Origin of the sequence: Pseudomonas sp. MF4836, assembly GCF_002018875.1 — a bacterium.
Lineage (GTDB): Bacteria > Pseudomonadota > Gammaproteobacteria > Pseudomonadales > Pseudomonadaceae > Aquipseudomonas.
The window spans coordinates 698634-718276 of record NZ_MVOL01000003.1; the positions used below are offsets into that span (position 1 = coordinate 698634).

The window sequence follows — 19643 nt, forward strand, 5'->3', positions numbered from 1 at the left end:
CCAGATAGGGCGATTCAATCGGGCATGAGCGGGTTTTGGGCGATAAACGAACACAAGTGACAGGCTGAGCACAGGCCAAAAAAAACCCACCGTGAGGTGGGTTTTTTCACAGCCGGGAGGTGCTTAGAACAGGCGCAGCTTCGGTGCCTGTTCGGCCACCGGTTCGTTCTTCGCGGTCTGCTCGTTCCAGCCGCCACCCAGGGCCTTGTACAGATTGACCTCGCTGGTCAGCTGCGAAAGGCGGTCACTGATCAGCGCCTGTTGCGCGCTGAACAACGAACGCTGGGCGTCGAGGAAGGTCAGGTTGCTGTCGACCCCGATGCGGTAGCGGCGCTCGGCCAGACGGTAGTAGTCCTGGTTGGCGGTGACGAAATCACGCTGGGCCTGCAACTGCTGGTTGTAGGTCTGACGTGCCGCCAGGCCATCGGAGACTTCCTGGAAGGCGGTCTGGATGGATTTCTCGTACTGCGCAACCGTGATGTCTTTCTGGATCTTCGAGTAGTCCAGGCTGGCGCGCAGGCTACCGGCGTTGAAGATCGGCAGATTGATCTGCGGCTGGAACAGCCAGGTCCCCGAACCACCTTTGAACAGGCCGGACAGGTCCGGGCTCAAGGTGCCGGCATTGGCGGTCAGGCTGATGCTCGGGAAGAACGCCGCGCGGGCGGCGCCGATATTGGCATTGGCCGCCTTGAGCTTGTGTTCGGCTTCAAGGATGTCCGGACGCCGTTGCAACAGCTCCGAAGGCAGGCCCGCTGGCATTTCGCTCAACAGGTCGGCCGCCAGGGGCTGTGCGCCAGGCAGGTTGGCTGGAAGGCCGGTGCCCAGCAGCAGGGTCAGGCTGTTTTCGTCCTGGGCCACTTGGCGCGTGTAGCGCGCCAGTTGCACCCGGGCGTTCTCGACCGAGGTCCGCGACTGGCTCAGGTCCAGCGCCGAGGCAACCCCGACTTCGTTGCTGCGCGAGGTGAGCCGGTAGCTCTCCTCGAAAGCGCCCAGGGTGTCCTGGGTCAGCTTCAGCAGTTCCTTGTCGGCCTGCCAGGTCAGGTAGGCGTTGGCCACGCTGGCCACCAGGCTGATCTGGGTGCTGCGCCGGGCTTCTTCGCTGGAGAAATAGGTCTGCAGGGCCTGCTCGCTCAAACTGCGAACGCGGCCGAACAGGTCCAGCTCATAGGCGCTGATACCCAGGGTGGCCGAGTACTGGCTGGTGATGCCCGACTCGCCGGTTTGCGACATGCGCGCCGGGGTCCGCTGGCGGCTGCCGCTGCCATTGGCCGATACCGCGGGGAACAGGTCCGCGCGCTGGATCTGGTACTGCGCGGCATAGGCGTCGATGTTCAGCGCCGCCACCCGAAGGTCGCGGTTGTTGACCAGCGCGGTCTGGATCAGCTGTTGCAGCGCCGGGTCATGGAAGAACTGCCGCCAGCCCTGTTCGGCGGCCGCCTGGTTGGCGGCCTCCGTTGGCGAATAGGCGGGGCCTTGCGGGTATTGCGCGGCCACCGGTGCTTGCGGCTGCTGATAATCGGGTATCAGCGAGCAGCCACTTAGCACGGCGGCGGTGATTGCCAGGGAGAGTAGCGACTTGCTCATTGGCCAGCCTCTTTAGGAGTTTCAGATGTTTCTGCCGAGTCCGCGTTTTTCTTGCGACCCATGCCAGACACTGTGACGAAGAACAAAGGCACCCAGAATATCGCCAGAATCGTCGCGGTGAGCATACCGCCAATCACCCCGGTACCGATGGCGTGCTGGCTGCCCGAGCCCGCGCCGGTGGAGATGGCCAGGGGGACCACACCCAGCACGAAGGCCAGCGAGGTCATGATGATCGGTCGCAGACGCATGCGGCAGGCTTCGATCGCCGCGTCCGTCAGGCTGCGACCCTGCTCATGCAGTTCCTTGGCGAACTCGACGATCAGAATGGCGTTTTTCGCCGCCAGACCGATGGTCACCAACAGCCCCACCTGGAAGTACACGTCGTTGGACAGACCCCGCAGGCTGGTGGCCATCAGTGCACCGATGATCCCCAGGGGTACCACGAGCATGACCGCGATCGGAATCGACCAGCTTTCATACAGCGCCGCCAGGCACAGGAACACCATCAGCAGCGACAGGGCATACAGCGCCGGTGCCTGGGAACCCGACAGGCGTTCCTCATAGGACAGGCCGGTCCAGGAAATACCCACGCCCGCCGGCAGCTTCGCGGCAATGGCTTCGACTTCGGCCATGGCTTCACCGGTACTGTATCCAGGCGCCGGAGCCCCCAGGACTTCCATCGCCTCGACACCGTTGTAGCGCGCCAGCTTCGGCGAACCGTAGATCCACTCACCCTTGGCGAACGAGGAGAACGGCACCATGGTCCCGGCACTGTTGCGCACGTACCATTTCTTCAGGTCTTCCGGGCTCATGCGAGCGCCGGGCTGACCCTGGATGTACACCTTCTTCACTCGACCACGGTCGATGAAGTCGTTGACATAGCTACTGCCCAGGCCGATCGACAGGGTGTTGTTGATATCAGAGATGGTCACGCCCAAGGCACTGGCGCGTTCATCGTCGATGGTCAACTGGTACTGCGGCTCATCGCTCAAGCCGTTCGGACGCACCTGGCTCAGGATCTTGCTCTGCGCGGCCATGCCGAGGAACTGGTTGCGTGCTGCCATCAGTTTCTCGTGCCCGATACCGGCGCGGTCCTGCAGGAACACGTCGAAACCGGTGGCGTTACCCAACTCCAGTACGGCTGGCGGAGCGAATGCAAACACCATCGCGTCGCGGAAGCTGAAGAAGTGCTGCTGGGCACGGGCCGCGAGGTTGAACACGCTGTTTTCCGAAGAGCGCTCGCCCCACGGCTTGAGCATGATGAACGCCATACCCGAACTCTGGCCGCGACCGGCGAAGTTGAACCCGTTCACGGTGAATACCGAGGCTACGGTGTCCTTCTCCTTGTCCAGCAGATAGGCGCGCATTTCATCGACCACCACCTGGGTCCGCTCGGCACTGGAGCCGGCTGGCGTCTGCACCTGGGCGAAGAGTACGCCCTGGTCTTCTTCCGGCAGGAACGCCGATGGAATACGGGTGAACAGCCAGATCATGCCGAGCACGATCAGCACGTATGCCAACAGGTACGGCACCTTGTGACGCAGCATATTGCCCACGCCGCGCTCGTAGCTTTTGACGCTGCGGTCGAAGGTGCGGTTGAACCAGCCGAAGAAACCGCGTTTCTCGGTGGCGTGCTCGCCTTGTGGGTGAGCCTTGAGCATGGTGGCGCACAGGGCCGGGGTGAAGATCAGGGCAACCAGTACCGACAGGGCCATGGCCGAAACCACGGTGATCGAGAACTGCTTGTAGATCACCCCGGTGGAACCACTGAAGAACGCCATTGGCAGCAGTACCGCGGAAAGCACGAGGGCGATACCCACCAGTGCGCCCTGGATCTGGCCCATGGACTTTTTCGTGGCCTCCTTGGGCGATAGCCCTTCCTCCTGCATCACCCGCTCGACGTTTTCCACCACGACGATGGCATCGTCCACCAGCAAACCGATGGCCAGCACCATGCCGAACATGGTCAGGGTGTTGATGCTGAAGCCGGCTGCCGCAAGGATCCCGAAGGTCCCGAGCAACACCACCGGAACGGTCATGGTGGTGATGACGGTGGCGCGGAAGTTCTGCAGGAACAGGAACATCACCAGGAACACCAACACGATGGCTTCGACCAGGGTGTGAACCACACCGCTGATGGACTCCGTCACCACCGGGGTGGTGTCGTACGGGAATACCACTTTCATCCCGGACGGGAAGAAGGGTTCCAGGTCGCTGATGGTCTTGCGCAGCGCCTTGGCGGTATCCAGGGCGTTGGCGCCGTTGGCCAGTTTGACCGCCAGGCCGGAAGCCGGCTTGCCATTGAACTGGGCGCTGACTGCGTAGTTTTCACCACCCAGCGCAACGTCGGCGACATCACCCAGGCGAACCTGCGAGCCGTCCTTGTTGACCTTCAACAGGATCGCCTTGAACTGCTCGGCAGTCTGCAGGCGGGTCTTGCCGATGATCGTGGCGTTCAGTTGCTGGCCAGGCAGCGCCGGCAAACCACCGATCTGGCCGGACGACACCTGGACGTTCTGCGCCGCAACGGCGGTTTTCACGTCCACGGGGGTCAGGCTGTAGTTGTTGAGCTTGGCTGGGTCGAGCCAGATACGCATGGCGTACTGTGCACCGAACACCTGGAAGTCGCCGACACCTGCGGTCCGCGACACCGGGTCCTGCATGTTGGACACGATGTAGTTGGACAGGTCGTCCTTGGACATGCTGCCGTCTTCGGAAACCACACCGATAACCAACAGGAAGTTCTTCACTGCCTTGGTTACCCGGATGCCCTGTTGCTGCACTTCTTGCGGCAGCAACGGGGTGGCCAGGTTCAGTTTGTTCTGGACCTGGACCTGAGCGGTATCGGAGTTGGTGCCTTGTTCGAAGGTCGCGGTGATGGTCATGCTGCCGTCGGAGTTACTTTCCGAGGACACATAACGCAGGTTATCGATACCGTTGAGCTGCTGCTCGATGACCTGAACCACGGTGTCCTGCACGGTTTGTGCAGAGGCGCCTGGGTAGGTCACGGAGATAGCGATCGCCGGTGGCGCGATGCTTGGATACTGGTTTATCGGCAACTTGAGGATCGATAGAGCCCCGACCAGCATGATCACCAGGGCAATTACCCAGGCGAAAATCGGACGGTCGATGAAAAATTTCGACATGGTTTACTCCCCTTTGCCGCCTGCAGCTTTGTCTGTTGCCTGTGCAGGGGCCGGGTTGGTCGCCGGAACATTGGTCGCTTCGGTCGCCTTGACTTCAATGCCTGGCTTGACGAATTGCAGGCCTTCGGTAATCAGTCGATCGCCGGCTTTCAAGCCGTCTTCCACCAGCCATTGGCTGCCGACGGTGCGACTGGCCTTGAGCTGACGCAGTTCGACCTTGTTGTCCGGGCCGACCACCAGGGCGGTTGGCGTGCCTTTGAGGTCACGGGTCACGCCTTGTTGCGGGGCAAGAATGGCCGCAGCGTTGATCCCGGCCTGCAATTGCGCGTGCACGAACATGCCTGGCAACAGGGTGTGATTAGGGTTCGGGAACACGGCGCGCAGGGTCACGGAGCCGGTGGTTTCGTCGACCGAGACTTCGGAAAACTCAAGTTTGCCGTCCTGTTGGTACTGGCTGCCGTCTTCCAGGGTCAGCTTGACCTTGGCCGAGTTGTCGCCGGCCTTTTGCAGGCGACCGCTTTCCAGCTCGCGGCGCAGTTCCAGCAGCTCCACGGAGGACTGGGTGACGTCGACGTAGATCGGATCGAGCTGCTGGATCACGGCCATGGCGTCGGCCTGGCCGTTGCTGACCAGCGCGCCTTCGGTGACCGAGGAGCGACCGACACGGCCGGTCAGTGGCGCAAGCACCTTGGTGTAGCGCAGGTTGATCTGCGCGCTTTGCAGCGTGGCTTCCGATTGCAGGCGGTTGGCTACGGCAGTGTCGTATTCCTGGCGGCTTACGGCCTGTTCGTCGACCAGTTGCTTGTAGCGGTCGGAGATCGACTTGGTCGATTGCAGGTTGGCCTGGGCGCTTTTCAGCGTCGCCTCATAGACCGACGGGTCGATCTGGTACAGCTGCTGGCCTTCTTTGACATCCCCGCCTTCTTTGAACAGACGCTTGAGGATGATGCCGTTGACCTGCGGTCGCACTTCGGCGATGCGGTAGGCGGTGGTCCGCCCCGGGAGTTCCGAAGTCAGGGTGAAGGGTTGGGTTTTCAGGGTGACTACGCCGACCTGAGGGGCCTGTTGGGGAGGGGCCGCCTCTTCCTTTTTACATCCGCTGAGCAGCGATGCCAGGGCGACGGCAGTGACCAGAGCGGTAACAGCTGGCTTGAATTGCATGAAAATCCTCGGGTCAGGCGCGCAAGACGCGCACTCGAAAGGTGGAAGGGTCAAAAAAGTGCGCTGAGTGGATAAGTAGCTTGCTATGGAATATACTTACATTCATGGTTGTTTGTAAACAGCGGGTCGCGTACCCGGTTTAATACAAAACATGAGTTGGCGGACGATAAACACATAACAATCGCCGTCCGTAATTAAGCTCGGATTAAGGCCTCGTGCGCCCCGAGCCATCCTGATTGAGGTTTTGCTGCCATGGCCCGTCGTACCAAAGAGGAAGCTCAAGAAACGCGCAAGCAAATACTTGAGGCAGCAGAAAAGGCTTTCTATGAACGCGGAGTCGCCCGTACGACATTGGCGGACATTGCCACCTTGGCAGGGGTGACTCGTGGCGCGATCTACTGGCATTTCAGCAATAAGGCGGATCTGGTGCAGGCCATGCTGGATACCTTGCGCGAGCCGCTGGAAGAACTGGCCAGGGCCAGTGAAAGCGAGGAAGAGCTCGACCCGCTGGGCTGCATGCGCAAGCTGCTGATTCATCTGTTCCATCAGGTCGCTCTGGATCCAAAGACTCGGCGAATCAACGAAATTCTGTTTCATAAGTGCGAGTTCACCGATGAAATGTGCGACCTGCGCCATCAGCGCCGGGCTGCCAGTATTGACTGCAACGTGCGTATCGAATTGACGTTGCGCAATGCAGTGAACCGTGGACAGCTGCCGTCGAATCTCGACACTGCCCGCGCTGCCATCAGCATGCACGCCTATATCGACGGCATCCTTTATCAGTGGCTTCTGGCCCCGGACAGCTTCGAGCTTGATAAGCAGGCTGAGCGCTGGACCGACATCGGGCTGGATATGCTGCGTCTGAGCCCCAGCTTGCGCACTTAAGACAAAATGCGTAATTGCCACCGCTTGTGTCAACAGTTAAGGCGAGCATAGATCATTCTGGTGCTCGCCTTATTTCGATGGGGTGCTTTTATATACGCACCGGCCCTTTCTTTATAGATAGCGGGCTACGTATTTTGTAGGGATTTTGTGTCGGGTGTGTGAACGAGTGTGAACCCTCATTGCTCAAGGGCACCGAGCAGCCGATCAAAGGGATAGCCCTGATCTGCATGCTGCCAGCCACGATAGGCAATCCAGGATCCTGTTGAACAGGTAATGAAAAAGCCCCGGCTCTCACGAGTCGGGGCTTTGTTTTTAGCGCTGTGCTTACAAGGTCGGGTAGTCGATGTAGCCGACCGGGCCTTTACCGTAGAAGGTTTCCGGATGCGGCTCGTTCAACGGTGCATCGGCTTTCAGGCGGGCGGGCAGGTCCGGGTTGGCGATAAATGGCACACCGAAGGCCACGGCATCGGCCTTGCCGGCAGCCAGCCAGGCGTTGGCGCTGTCTTTGGTAAAACGTTCGTTGGCGATGTACGGGCCACCGAATGCGGCTTTCAATTGTGGGCCGAGGCTGTCGGCGCCTTCTTTTTCCCGCGAGCAGATAAAGGCAATGCCGCGCTTGCCCAGCTCACGGGCGACGTAGGTGAAGGTTTCGCTGAGGTTGTCATCACCCATGTCGTGAGAGTCGGCACGGGGTGCGAGGTGCACGCCAACCCGGCCCGGGCCCCAGACTTCGATGACCGCATCAGTCACTTCCAGCAGCAGGCGCGCACGGTTTTCCAGGGAACCGCCGTAATGGTCGGTACGCTGGTTGGTGCTGCTTTGCAGGAATTGGTCGAGCAGGTAGCCGTTGGCGCCGTGGACTTCCACACCGTCGAAACCGGCGGCCTTGGCGTTTTCCGCACCCACGCGGTAGGCGTCGACGATGTCGGCGATTTCAGCGATTTCCAGGGCGCGCGGAGTCGGGTAGTCGGCCAGCGGACGCACCAGGCTGACGTGACCTTTGGCCTGAATGGCGCTCGGTGCCACTGGCGCCTCGCCGTTCAGGTAGGACGGGTGGGAAATGCGGCCGACATGCCACAGTTGCAGGAAGATTTTGCCGCCCGCGCCGTGGACCGCCTTGGTCACGTTGCTCCAGCCGCGAACCTGGTCGTTGGACCAGATGCCCGGGGTGTCCGGGTAGCCGACGCCCATGGGTGCCACAGATGTGGCTTCGCTGAGGATCAGGCCCGCGGAAGCACGTTGTACGTAGTACTCGGCCATCAGCGCGTTGGGCACTCGGCCTTCATCGGCGCGGCAGCGGGTCAAGGGCGCCATGATGATGCGGTTGGCCAGTTCGAGGTCGCCGAGTTTGATCGGGTCAAAAATAGTTGTCATGAAATACACCCTTCTTAAATAAACGTATCAGTTGGTCGCTGGGGCCAGATCGGCATTGCCGCCCTGGCGAAAAGTAATCAGGGTCACCAGCAGCGCCAGTACCGCCAGGGCTGCTGCGGCCAGAGGCACGCTGGTCAGGCCGAAACCATGGGCGATCACGCTGCCGCCGACCCAGGCGCCGAGGGCGTTGCCGATGTTGAAGGCGCCGATATTGAGGGTCGACACCAGGTTTGGTGCGGCCTTGCCGAAGGTCACCACGTTGATTTGCAGCGCCGGTACGGCGGCGAACGAGGCGGTGGCCCAGAGGAACAGGGTGATCTCGGTCGGGATCAGCGCGACGCTGGTCCAGCTCAGGACGGTGGAGACCACGGCCATGCTGATAAACACGCCGATCAGGGTGGCCGCCAGGCGTTTATCCGCCAGCTTGCCGCCAATGATGTTGCCCACGGTCAGGCCCAGGCCGATCAGCAGCAGGGTCCAGGTCACGCCTTTGGGCGACACCCCGGTGACGTCGCCCAGCAGCGGCGCGACATAGGTGAAGAGGGTGAACATGGACGCGGCGAACAGCGCGGTCATGCTCAGTGACAACCAGATCCCGGCGCCCTTGAGGGCGGCCAGTTCCGAGCGCATGTCGAGTTTTTCCTCGTCGCGCTTGGCCGGCAGAAAGCGGATCAGGCCGATCAGGGCAACGACACCGATCACGGTCACGGCCCAGAACGTCGAGCGCCAGCCGGCTTCCTGGCCCAGTGCCGTGCCCAGTGGAACACCGAGGACGTTAGCCAGGGTCAGGCCGGTGAACATCAGGGCCACGGCCGATGCGCGCTTGTTGGCGGGCACCAGGCCGGCGGCAACCACCGAACCGATACCAAAGAAGGCGCCGTGGCAGAGGGCGGTGACCACTCGGGCGAACATCAGCACGTTGTAGTCACTGGCCAGCGCACACAGCAGGTTGCCGACAATGAAAATGCCCATCAGGGCTACCAGGGCGGCCTTGCGCGGCAGCTTGGCGGTGGCCAGTGCCATGAAGGGCGCACCGATGGCCACGCCCAGGGCGTAACCGGTCACCAGCCAGCCGGCGCCCGGGATCGACACACCGAGGTCGTTCGCCACATCGGGCAGCAAGCCCATAATGACGAACTCGGTGGTGCCGATGGCGAAGGCGCTCAGGGCCAGGATAAGTAGCGAGAGGGGCATTGTGGGTCCTTGTCAGATCAGAGCTCTTGGCTCATTTGTTTGAGGAACAGCTGAATGTTTTCCTCATTGCGTTTGAAGAAATGCCATTGGCCGACTTTGCGGCTGCTGATCAGTCCCGCTCGTTGCAAGGTGGCGAGGTGGGCGGAGACCGTCGACTGCGACAGGCCGCAGCGTTGATCGATCTGCCCGGCGCATACGCCGTGTTCATTGCTGTGGCTCTGATCAGGGAATTCAACAGTCGGGTCTTTGAGCCAGTGAAGAATTTCTCGCCGTACTGGGTGCGCCAGGGCTTTTATTATTTCGTCGAGATCGATAGGCATGGCAGTGCTCGGTTTGGGTAAAACGTTATATCGCGATGAAGCGAACTTTAAATCGGTATTTCGCGATATACCAATATGATTTTGGTCTTAAATCATTCTTTATCGGTATATCGGGTTATAACGATGCGTGTCGCGCGGTGCTAAGCTGCGCCCATGAATTATCTCGCACATCTGCACCTCGGCGGCCAGCGCCCCGGTCAATTGCTCGGCAGTCTGTACGGCGACTTCGTCAAAGGTCGGCTGCAAGGCCAGTTCAACCCGGAGATCGAAGCCGCGATTGCGTTGCATCGCAGCATCGATACTTACACCGACAGCCACCCACTGGTGGGCGCTGCGCTGTCGCGTTTTTCCCTGACCCGCAGGCGCTATGCCGGCATTGTCATCGACGTGTTTTTCGATCACTGCCTGGCGCGCGACTGGGCTCTGTACGCCACGCAGCCGCTGGCGCTGTTCACCTCGGACGTGTACCGGGTGCTGGCCAGTGAACCGCAACTGCCGGGACGCCTGGCGCAGATCGCGCCGCATATGGCGGCCCATGACTGGCTGGGTTCCTATCGGGAGTTCGAGGTGCTGGAGCAAGTGCTGCGAGGGATTTCGCGCCGCTTGTCACGCCCGGAGGAGCTGGCGCAGGCGATGGGCGAACTGGAGCGGCTGTATCAGCCATTGAGCGAGGATTTTCGGGAGTTCTACCCGCAGTTGCAGCTGTTTGCCCAAGAACGCCTCAGGGAAACCGGCTGACCTGCCGGCTTCCCAGGAAGCGTCCTGTGACGAAGGCGCTTGCTGGCGATGCACTGGGCTGGCGCGCTAAAAACCAATTCCTCAGGCCGCCACCCATTCCTCGCCGCGTCCAACCTCAACGCCCTTGGGCACCTCGCCAAACAGCGCCTTCTGCACCGCCTGCTGCGCCTGGAAGGCCAGCGCCGCGCGTTCCTGGCCGCGACAGGCAATGGGTTTGAGCAGGTGGATTTCGACCTGGCCCTGGTCGTTGGCAAACAGGCGCATCAGGTGCGAGAGCAGATCGTCATCGCCGATAAACGGTGCCAGAGAGTCAATCTGCCCGTCGCGCAGGTAACGAATGGCCACCGGCTGCAGCGCCACGTCGGCGTCGATGGCACTGGCCAGCAAACGCCCGTGAAAGGTGCGCAGGCCACGGCCATCGGTGGTGGTGCCTTCAGGGAACATCAACAGCGGATGTTGCTGCTGCAGGTGCCGGGTCATCTGCTTGCGGATCAACTGGCTGTCGCCCGCGCCACGGCGGATAAACAGGCTGCCGGCCTTGGCCGCGAGCCAGCCCGCCACCGGCCAGGTCCGCACTTCGGCCTTGGACAGGAATGACAACGGGTTCAGCGCGCCGAGCAACGGGATATCAGTCCAGGACACGTGGTTGCTGACCCACAGCATCGGCTGCCGCGGCACCTCGCCGTGTACCGTGATTTCAAAGGGCAGGGCGTTGCTCAGGCGGGCCATGAAGAAGCGCGACCAGCGCTGGCGCCGAACCATGGAATTGGCCACGCCCAGGCGTTCGAACAAGCCAAACACGGTGGCCATGCTCAAGCCCAGCGCGACCACCAGCAGCACCCGGGCAATCCGCCCGTAGACCCGTAGCCGGCTCATTACACGGCCGCCTTGAAGTGCCGGGCGTAGCGGGGGCACAACTCGTCGCGCTTGAGCAGGATAAACACGTCGGCGACCTGGAAGTCTTCGTCCCAGCACGGCTCGCCGCAGATCTTCGCGCCCAGGCGCATGTAGGCCTTGAGCAGCGGCGGCATTTCAGCGATCACGTTGGACGGGATATCGAGGCTCGGCAGCGGTTTTTTCGGTTCGGCACGCAGGTGTTCGGTGCACAGGTAGCGCTCGCGCAGGCGTTGCATGATGGCGTGGGCCTGCACGCCGCCGTCCTGCATCGGGATGCTGGCGCAGCCCATCAGGTAGCTGTAGCCGCCCTGGTTGAGCACTTCGGCCAACTCGCCCCAGAGCACGGCAATGGTGCCGCCGTTGCGGTAGGCCGGGTCGACACAGGTGCGACCGATTTCGAGGATCGGGCCCTTTAGATGCACCAGCCCGTGCAGGCTGAATTCCTCTTCGCTGTAAAAGCGCCCCAGGCTGCTGGCGGCCTGGTGGTCGAGCAGGCGAGTGGTGGCGACCAGGCGCCCGGTGTTCAGGTCACGCACACCGATATGGCTGCAGTGGACGTCATAGTCATCCATGTCCAGACCCAATTCCGCGCCCTTGAGCTTGGCGTTGAACTCGCCGCTGAAGACGGTGAAGCGCAGCGCCTGGGCTTCTTGCAGGGCGTGGGCGCCGACCAGACGTTCGGCTTGCAGGCGGCGTTCACTGCCGGTGTCGCTGATGCGGGCGATCTGAGTCATTGTGAATCTCCGTGCGGGCCGCTGACCCGCCTTGGGTTGCAGCCGATCGACTTTGTTGTGCAAAGTCAGGCTATGTAGCCCCGGTGTCATCGCCATTAAGCTTTGGTGATGCTTATATGACAGCCCAGAAGGAGCCCCCCCATGCCTTGGTCAGACCTGCTCAACTGCCGCGAACGACTGCCGGCCAACCCGGACCTGGCGGAGGGTTACGCCGCGCTGCTGGAGCACCTGGGCCCGGTCACCCCGTTCGACCTGGCGCTGCGCGGCGGGCGCTTGATGAGCAGCCCGGGGCTGGCGTTTCTGGTGGGTTACCAAGCCGCGTTGCGCGCGCTCTGGCCCAGCGCGCCGCCGAGCCTGGGCGCCTTGTGCGCCACCGAGCAGCGCAGCCTGCGCGCGGCGGACATGCAGACCCGGCTGGCGGATCTGCGCCTGAGCGGGCGCAAGGATTTCGTCACCGCAGGCGATGCCGCCGACTGGCTGCTGATTGCCGCGCGCAGCGAAGCACCGGGCGAAGATCCGCGCCTGAGCCTGGCGGTGGTCTACGCCGGCGAGCCTGGGGTCAGCGTGGAAAAGCTCCCACCCCTGCCGCTGATGCCCGACATCAGCCACGGTCGCCTGCACCTCGAACACGCGCTCTGCGAACGGCTGGCCGGCGATGGCTGGGATGCCTACGTCAAACCCTTTCGCAGCCTGGAGGACATCTATGTCCTCAGCGCCCTGGGCGCCTGGCTGTATGGCGTCGGCCAGGACAGCCAATGGCCGCAGGCTCTGCAATTGCAACTCCTGGCCCTGCTCGCCGGGTGTGCCGAAGCCAGCCGGCAAAATCCCTCGGCCAGCAGCACACATATTCTGCTGGGCGGGTTGTTCGCTCAGTTCGATGGGCTCAAGGCGCAGATCCAGCAGGCCTTTGCCGAAGGCCCCCAGGAGTGGGCACAGTTGTGGTCCCGCGACCAATCCGTGCTTGAGATCGCCGGCGGCGCCCGGGCCAAACGCCTGGCCAAGGCCTTGGCCGGCTTGGCGCCGCTGTCGGCTTGAGGCGCTGCTGAAACTGTCATCTGCCGGGGCTAGGCTGTGCAGGTTTCCGGCCCCGGGTTTTCTGCAATGTTCAAAGGCTCGACCCTGTTGCTCACCTTGCTCTTGCTTGTCACTGTGCCGGTGCGCGCCGAACACTGGCCCGGCGAGCAATGGAGCCAGGGTCCGGCAGCCAGTGGCCCGGCACTCGATGCGCTGGAGGCCTATGCCTTCGTGCCGCGGGATGACACGACCCGTGCCGGTATTCGCACCGACGCCCTGCTGGTGATCCGCGATGGCCAGCTCATCTACGAACGTTACGCCGGGCCGACCACCGCCAACACCCCGCACCTGACCTGGTCCATCAGCAAGAGCCTGCTCGCGGTGATGCTGGGCGTGGCTTATGGCCAAGGGCGCTTTCAGCTGGAGGACAAGGCCGCGAGCTTCTATCCCGCCCTGCAACAACACCCGCAGATCAGCATGGCCGACCTGCTGCATTGGGCCTCGGGCCTGGATTGGCAGGAGGACTATGAATACGCTCCACTCAACTCCTCGGTGGTGGCCATGCTCTACACCCGCGGCCATCAGGATATGGCGGCCTTCGCCGCAGGCCATGCCGCCTTCAGCGCGCCAGGGCAGGCTTTCCGTTATTCCAGCGGCGACAGCAACCTGCTGTCTGCGGCCTTGCAGAACATGCTCGGCGCGCCCGCCTATGCCGATTACCCCTGGACCGCGTTGTTCGACCCCCTGGGAATCAGGCAGGCGGTGTGGGAAACCGATACTGCCGGGACGTTCGTCGGCTCCTCCTATGCCTACCTGCGCGCCCGCGACCTGGCGCGCATCGGACTGTTGATGCAGCGCGACGGGCGGTGGGGCGAGCGCCAGTTGCTGCCCAAGGCCTGGGTCGAATTCTGTCGCACGCCCTTCAGTGGCTACCAGGCCCACCAGGACGAGGCGGTGCCGGGTGCCCACTGGTGGCTCAACCGCGCCGTGCAAGGCGCCGCGCCACCCTGGCCCGATGCGCCGAGCGACACCTTTGCCGCCCTGGGGCACTGGGGCCAGGCGCTGTACATAGTGCCCAGTGAAAACCTGGTCATCGTGCGCTACGCCGACGATCGCGATGGCAGCTACCGGCACAACGAACTGCTGAAGCGGGCCCTGCTGGCATTCGGACGGCAGGGGCGACCATGAGCCGTTCATGGGTTCGGCGCCGACCTGTTTCCAGCCTGCTGCTGTTGCTGCTGGCGGCGCTGCTGGCCTGGGTCTGGCATGAACGGCTGGCGCTGCGGGCATTCCCGGACATCCTCGGCGCCTACAGCGCCAAGGAGTACTGCTCCTGTCGTTATGTGATGCAGAACCCGGCCGATTATTGCCTGGGTTACGTGCGGCAATACTTGCCCCTGAGCCAATTTGTCGATGAGCCGGAGCACCGCCGGGTCACGGCCAGTGGCCTGGGACGCAGCCACAGCGCGGCCTGGATCGGCGAGCGCGAGGGATGCCGGCTGGCTCCCTGAACCACCCCACCCAAGCCTGTTCCACCCAGTGGAACCACATTTGATTGTCCTCTGATCCGGCTCGCGGTTATCTGACGCAGAGCCGTGATCACGCCTTGCTACGCCGTGAAGCGCTCCGAAAAAGAACGGGAACACACCCGACCCAAGGAGACCCAGCATGACCCGACACCCGCACATCCTGGCCTGGCTCAATGACGTCGCCAGTGAGTTGCACGCCATTCGCCAGGATATTCACGCCCATCCTGAACTGGGCTTTGAAGAGCAGCGCACCGCCGCGCTGGTGGCGCGCTTCCTGGAAGAGTGGGGGTTCGAGGTTCACACCGGCGTTGGCCATACCGGCGTGGTCGGCGTGCTGCGCAATGGCAATGGCCCCGGTCGGCTGGGCCTGCGGGCCGACATGGACGCCTTGCCGATCATCGAAAACACCGGGCTCGGCTACAGCAGCCAGCACCAGGGTTGCATGCATGCCTGTGGCCATGACGGGCACACGGCAATGCTGCTCGGTGCTGCACGTTACCTGGCAGCTACCCGCCGTTTCGACGGCACCCTGACCCTGATTTTCCAGCCGGCCGAAGAAGGCCAGGGCGGGGCCGAGGCCATGCTGGCCGATGGTTTGCTGGAGCGTTTCCCCTGCGATGCGCTGTTCGGCCTGCACAACATGCCAGGGCTGCCGGCCGGGCACCTGGGTTTTCGGCCGGGGCCGATGATGGCGTCCCAGGACCTGCTTACCGTGACTATTGAAGGGGTTGGCGGCCACGGCTCCATGCCGCACCTGGCGGTGGACCCGTTGGTGGCAGCGGCGAGCATGGTCATGGCGTTGCAGACGGTGGTGGCACGCAATATCGATGCCCAGGAGGCGGCCGTGGTGACCGTAGGGGCATTGCAGGCCGGTGAAGCCGCCAACGTCATCCCGCAACAGGCGCTGCTGCGCCTGAGCCTGCGCGCGCTGAATGCTCCGGTGCGCGAGCTGATGCTCGAACGGGTCAGGGCCATCATCCGCAGCCAGGCACAGAGTTATGGCTGCACCGCCAGCATCGACCACCGGCCGGCCTATCCGGTGCTGGTCAACAGCCCGGCGGAAACCGAGTTCGCACGCCAGGTCGGTGTGGCGTTGCTGGGGGAGCAGGCGGTCGATGGCAATACGCCGAAACTGATGGGCAGCGAAGACTTCGCCTGGATGCTGCAACGCTGCCCCGGCAGCTACCTGTTTATCGGCAACGGCCTGGGGCGGCCGATGGTCCACAACCCTGGCTATGACTTCAACGACGACATCCTGCTCACGGGCGCTGCCTACTGGGGTGCGTTGGCCGAGAGCTGGCTCAAGCCGGCCTGAGCTTTTCCTTTCCTCTGCCGCTGAACCGGGTGCCTGCCAGTGCCCGGCACTTCCCGATTGGGTTGCATGACCCACGAGCATTGAAGGAACGTCCCGATGAGCACTTCGACAGTCAGCGTTTCCCGTACCCGGCAGGTGGTTGCCGCCGTGATCGGCAACGCCCTGGAATGGTACGACTTTATCGTTTACGGCTTTCTGGCCAGCATCATCGCCCGCCAGTTTTTCCCCGCCGAAGATGAGTACGCCTCGCTGCTGATGGCCCTGGCGACCTTCGGTGTCGGCTTCTTCATGCGCCCGGTGGGCGGCATCCTCCTGGGCATCTATTCGGATCGCAAGGGGCGCAAGGCGGCGATGCAACTGATCATCCTGTTGATGACCGTGTCCATTGCCCTGATCGCCTTTGCGCCCAACTACGCCGCCATCGGCATGGGGGCGCCGCTGTTGATCGTGGTCGCGCGCATGCTCCAGGGTTTTGCCACCGGCGGCGAATATGCCAGCGCCACGGCGTTTCTGGTGGAGAGTGCGCCGGCGCATCGCAAGGGCCTGTACGGCTCATGGCAACTGGTGGGGCAATGCCTCGCGGTGTTCGGTGGCGCGGCGATGGTGGCGCTGGTGACCCGTTTGTTCTCGCCCGAGGTACTCGACCTCTGGGGCTGGCGCCTGCCGTTCCTGATCGGCCTGCTGATCGGCCCGGTGGGGTTGTGGATCCGCAAGCACATGGACGAGCCGCAAGCCTTTATCGAGGCGCGCAGGCAAGTGCGCGGCAAAGGGCCGACCCTGATGCAGGTAGTGCGTGATCATCGGCGCAGCATCCTGGTATCCATGGGCCTGTGCTGTGGCTCGACCGTGTCCTTCTATGTGGTGCTGGTCAACATGCCGACCTTTGCCCACAAGAACCTCGGCTTGCCGCTGGACCAGGTGCTGCTGGTGCAGATGCTGGCGGTGGCGCTGATGACCGTGGTGATTCCGCTGTCCGGTGCCCTGTCGGACCGCCTTGGTCGGCGCCCGGTATTGCTGGCCTTCAGCCTGGCGTTTTTTGTCATGGTGTATCCGTTGTATGTGTGGGTGGCCGCGGCGCCGTCGATCGAGCGCTTACTGGTGATGCAGGTGCTGCTGTGCACCGCGATTGGCGGGTTCTTCGGACCGGCGCCGACCGCCCTGGCCGAGCAGTTTCCGGTGGAGGTGCGGTCCACGGGCGTATCGGTGGCCTATAACGTGGCGGTCATGGTCTTTGGCGGGTTCGCGCCGTTGATCGTGACCTGGCTCAGCAAGGTCCTGGGCACGCCGGTGGCGCCGGCTTTCTATGTGCTGTTCGCCTGCCTGCTGACCTTGTTGGGCACCTACTGCCTGCAGGAAACCCCCAGGGTAAAGAAACCCGGCGTACTGACCTATGGAGTCGAACCTTGATCAAGACCACCGAGCACCCTGGACCCTGGCACAACCCGATCGTCGAGCTGGACGCCCTGGCGCTGTCGCAGGCGATTCATGCCCGGCAGGTTTCCTGTCGCGAGGTGATGCTGGCCTATCTGGCACAGATCGAACGCTTCAACCCGCAGGTCAATGCCCTGGTGTCCTTGCGTGAGCCGCAGGTGCTGCTGGCCGAAGCCGATCAGCGCGATCGGCAGTTGGCTCGGGGCCAATCCCTGGGCTGGATGCACGGCATGCCCCAGGCGATCAAGGACCTGGCGGCGACCGCTGGGCTGCGCACCAGCCTGGGTTCGCCGCTGTTCGCCGAGCAGATTCCTGCCCATGACGCCATCAGTGTCGAACGGGTACGTGCGAGCGGGGCGCTGTTGGTGGGCAAGAGCAATGTGCCGGAATTCGGTTTGGGTTCGCACACCTACAACCCGCTGTTCGGCACCACCGGCAACGCCTACGACCCGACGCTCAGTGCCGGCGGCAGCAGCGGCGGGGCGGCGGTGGCCCTGGCCATGCGCATGCTGCCGGTGGCCGATGGCAGCGACATGATGGGTTCGCTGCGCAACCCGGCGGCCTTCAATAATGTCTTCGGCCTGCGCCCGTCCCACGGTCGGGTCCCCCACGGCCCGGCGCCGGAGCTGTTCGTGCAGCAACTGTCCACCGAGGGACCGATGGCGCGCAGTGTGTCTGATCTCGCCCGCTTGCTCGGTACCCAGGCCGGGTTCGACCCACGGGTACCGCTGTCGCTCAAGGAAGACGCCAGTGTGTTCAGTCAGCCGTTGACTCGTGATTTCGACGGCGTGCGCCTGGGTTGGCTGGGTGACTACCAGGGGTATCTGGCCATGGACGATGGCGTCCTGGGTCTGTGTGAAACGGCCTTGGCGGATTTTGCCGAGCTGGGGTGCGAGGTCGAGGCCTGCCAGCCGGCTTTTTCCATGGCGCAGCTTTGGCAGTGCTGGCTGGTGCATCGCCATTGGTTGGTCCAGGGGGCGATCGGGGCGTTGTATGCCGACCCGGCGAAGCGCGAGCGGCTCAAGCCTGAGGCGCAATGGGAGATCGAAGGTGCCATGGCCTTGAGCGGGGCCGAGGTTTACCAAGCCTCGCAGACCCGCAGTGACTGGTACCGGGCCTTGAGCCATTTGTTCGAGCGTTACGATTTTCTATTGCTGCCCTCGGCCCAAGTGTTCCCTTTCGATGCACGCCAGCCATGGCCGAGCGTCGTCGGGGGGCAGTCCATGGACACTTACCACCGTTGGATGGAGGTGGTGATCGGCCCGACCCTGGCCGGCTTGCCGAGCATCAGCGTGCCGGTGGGCTTCAATTCGACCGGGTTGCCCATGGGCATGCAGATCATTGGCCCGGCCCAGGCTGATCGTGCGGTGCTGCAACTGGCCTTCGCCCATGAACAACTGACCCGCTGGGTCCAGCGTCGCCGGCCTGGCAATCTGCTGTAACCGCAGCGCACGACCCACGCCGCTCGGTGGGCCCGCATCTTGCTGCATCAATGGCTTACCTATCAGGTTCCAGGGAGGTCCGAACATGGCCAGCAAGGTAGAAAGCGGTAGCGTACGTTCGGTCGAGCGCGCCTTGGCGATCCTCGAACTGCTGGGGCTGCATCAGGCCCTGGGGCTTGAAGAGCTGCACTACCTGACCGGGCTGCCCAAGGCCACCGCTTCGCGCATGTTGTTGACCTTGCAGGAGCAAGGCTGGATCTATCGTGGGCTCAGCGACCGGCGTTACCGACTGAGCGCCAAGCGCCTGTTTGGTGACAGCCAGCTGCGTTTCAAGCGGCACATGGTGGAGCAGGCCGCGCCCTGGTTGCAGGAGCTGAGCGAGCGCACCGGCCTGGTGACTGACCTGTCGTGTTTTGACGGCGAGCGGCTGGAGGTCATGGAAAGCTCGATTCCGACGGTGTTGCGCAAGCGCTACCCGAACAACTGTCAGATCGTCGGGCATTATTCGAGCCTGTTTCATTCGGCCATGGGCAAGGCCTGCCTGGCCGCACTGGAGCCGCAGCAAGTCGAGCGCCTTGCTGCCCGCGAGCAAGTGCCCCTGGAAGATCAGTACCAGGCCTGCGAGCAGTCGCAGCACCAGGGGTTTGGCCAGCGTACCGAAGGTTATTGGGAGTACCCGGTGCGCCTGCCGTTCCTGATTCGCGCGGTGGCGCTTCCGATTTGGGCCGAAGGTCGGCTGGTGGGCAGTATGGCCCTGCATTGGCCGATGGATCAGGCACCGGTGGAGCGGGTGTTGAGCTTGCACATGGCCAGCCTCGCGGCCACCGTTGACGATGTGCAACGGGTATTGGCCTGAGCGCCGGTGAGTGCGTGCCCTGG

17 protein-coding genes are annotated in these 19643 nt (G+C 63.1%); 9 read left to right on the top strand and 8 right to left on the bottom strand.

The features are described 5' to 3' along the window. Positions 1–123 precede the first annotated feature (123 nt). From adeC to emhA, 3 genes are read right to left on the bottom strand one after another with little or no spacing between them, the layout of a single operon-like run. Positions 124–1584 carry an AdeC/AdeK/OprM family multidrug efflux complex outer membrane factor gene (gene adeC / locus MF4836_RS09965; RefSeq protein ID WP_078470188.1) on the bottom strand — a complete coding sequence of 487 codons (1461 nt, stop codon included), beginning with the start codon at positions 1582–1584 and terminating at the stop codon, positions 124–126. Next, the gene (locus tag MF4836_RS09970; protein ID WP_078470189.1) at positions 1581–4730 is read right to left on the bottom strand and encodes an efflux RND transporter permease subunit; all 3150 of its coding nucleotides are present in this window, start codon (positions 4728–4730) and stop codon (positions 1581–1583) included. Before MF4836_RS09970 ends, adeC begins: the two co-directional genes overlap by 4 nt. A 3-nt stretch (positions 4731–4733) precedes the next feature. Further along, the gene (gene emhA / locus MF4836_RS09975) at positions 4734–5891 is read right to left on the bottom strand and encodes an efflux RND transporter periplasmic adaptor subunit EmhA (RefSeq protein WP_020299056.1); all 1158 of its coding nucleotides are present in this window, start codon (positions 5889–5891) and stop codon (positions 4734–4736) included. Positions 5892–6143: 252 nt separating this feature from the next. Between emhA and emhR the strand changes: the two genes are divergently transcribed. Then, the gene (gene emhR / locus MF4836_RS09980; RefSeq protein ID WP_078470190.1) at positions 6144–6776 is read left to right on the top strand and encodes an efflux system transcriptional repressor EmhR; all 633 of its coding nucleotides are present in this window, start codon (positions 6144–6146) and stop codon (positions 6774–6776) included. A 324-nt stretch (positions 6777–7100) separates the two neighbouring features. Here the strand turns inward: emhR and MF4836_RS09985 are convergent, their stop codons facing one another. From MF4836_RS09985 to MF4836_RS09995, 3 genes are read right to left on the bottom strand one after another with little or no spacing between them, the layout of a single operon-like run. Then, on the bottom strand, positions 7101–8150 hold the full coding sequence (locus MF4836_RS09985) for an alkene reductase (protein WP_078470191.1): 1050 nt from the start codon (positions 8148–8150) through the stop codon (positions 7101–7103). Between the two features lie 27 nt (positions 8151–8177). Continuing rightward, the gene (locus tag MF4836_RS09990) at positions 8178–9344 is read right to left on the bottom strand and encodes an MFS transporter (protein ID WP_020299052.1); all 1167 of its coding nucleotides are present in this window, start codon (positions 9342–9344) and stop codon (positions 8178–8180) included. Between the two features lie 17 nt (positions 9345–9361). Continuing rightward, the gene (locus MF4836_RS09995) at positions 9362–9664 is read right to left on the bottom strand and encodes an ArsR/SmtB family transcription factor (protein ID WP_020299051.1); all 303 of its coding nucleotides are present in this window, start codon (positions 9662–9664) and stop codon (positions 9362–9364) included. Positions 9665–9817: 153 nt separating this feature from the next. On the opposite strand from MF4836_RS09995, the gene MF4836_RS10000 reads away from it, so the two are divergent. Beyond that, positions 9818–10402 carry an acyl carrier protein phosphodiesterase gene (locus MF4836_RS10000; RefSeq protein WP_078470192.1) on the top strand — a complete coding sequence of 195 codons (585 nt, stop codon included), beginning with the start codon at positions 9818–9820 and terminating at the stop codon, positions 10400–10402. 81 nt (positions 10403–10483) lie between these two features. On the opposite strand, the gene MF4836_RS10005 is transcribed toward MF4836_RS10000, so the two are convergent. Continuing rightward, positions 10484–11278 carry a lysophospholipid acyltransferase family protein gene (locus MF4836_RS10005; protein WP_078470193.1) on the bottom strand — a complete coding sequence of 265 codons (795 nt, stop codon included), beginning with the start codon at positions 11276–11278 and terminating at the stop codon, positions 10484–10486. Then, positions 11278–12033, bottom strand: a complete 756-nt coding sequence (gene olsB / locus MF4836_RS10010) for an L-ornithine N(alpha)-acyltransferase (protein ID WP_078470194.1) — start codon at positions 12031–12033, stop codon at positions 11278–11280. Before olsB ends, MF4836_RS10005 begins: the two co-directional genes overlap by 1 nt. 141 nt (positions 12034–12174) lie before the next feature. On the opposite strand from olsB, the gene MF4836_RS10015 reads away from it, so the two are divergent. The 7 genes from MF4836_RS10015 (at position 12175) to MF4836_RS10045 (ending at position 19620) form a co-directional block, all read left to right on the top strand. Continuing rightward, positions 12175–13068, top strand: a complete 894-nt coding sequence (locus tag MF4836_RS10015; protein WP_078470195.1) for an acyl-CoA dehydrogenase family protein — start codon at positions 12175–12177, stop codon at positions 13066–13068. 66 nt (positions 13069–13134) lie between these two features. After that, the gene (locus MF4836_RS10020) at positions 13135–14235 is read left to right on the top strand and encodes a serine hydrolase domain-containing protein (protein ID WP_078470196.1); all 1101 of its coding nucleotides are present in this window, start codon (positions 13135–13137) and stop codon (positions 14233–14235) included. Further along, the gene (locus tag MF4836_RS10025; protein ID WP_078470197.1) at positions 14232–14558 is read left to right on the top strand and encodes an amidase; all 327 of its coding nucleotides are present in this window, start codon (positions 14232–14234) and stop codon (positions 14556–14558) included. The genes MF4836_RS10020 and MF4836_RS10025 overlap by 4 nt, the downstream gene beginning before the upstream one ends. Before the next feature lie 157 nt (positions 14559–14715). Continuing rightward, positions 14716–15891: a M20 aminoacylase family protein gene (locus MF4836_RS10030; protein ID WP_078470198.1), complete on the top strand. Its 1176-nt coding sequence runs from the start codon at positions 14716–14718 to the stop codon at positions 15889–15891. A gap of 96 nt (positions 15892–15987) precedes the next feature. Beyond that, complete coding sequence (locus MF4836_RS10035; protein WP_078470199.1) at positions 15988–17298, top strand: citrate-proton symporter; 1311 nt, start codon at positions 15988–15990, stop codon at positions 17296–17298. Beyond that, on the top strand, positions 17298–18764 hold the full coding sequence (locus MF4836_RS10040) for an amidase (RefSeq protein ID WP_078470231.1): 1467 nt from the start codon (positions 17298–17300) through the stop codon (positions 18762–18764). The genes MF4836_RS10035 and MF4836_RS10040 overlap by 1 nt, the downstream gene beginning before the upstream one ends. An 85-nt stretch (positions 18765–18849) precedes the next feature. Then, entirely contained in the window at positions 18850–19620 is a 771-nt protein-coding gene (locus MF4836_RS10045; protein ID WP_078470200.1) for an IclR family transcriptional regulator, read from the top strand. Positions 19621–19643 lie beyond the last annotated feature (23 nt).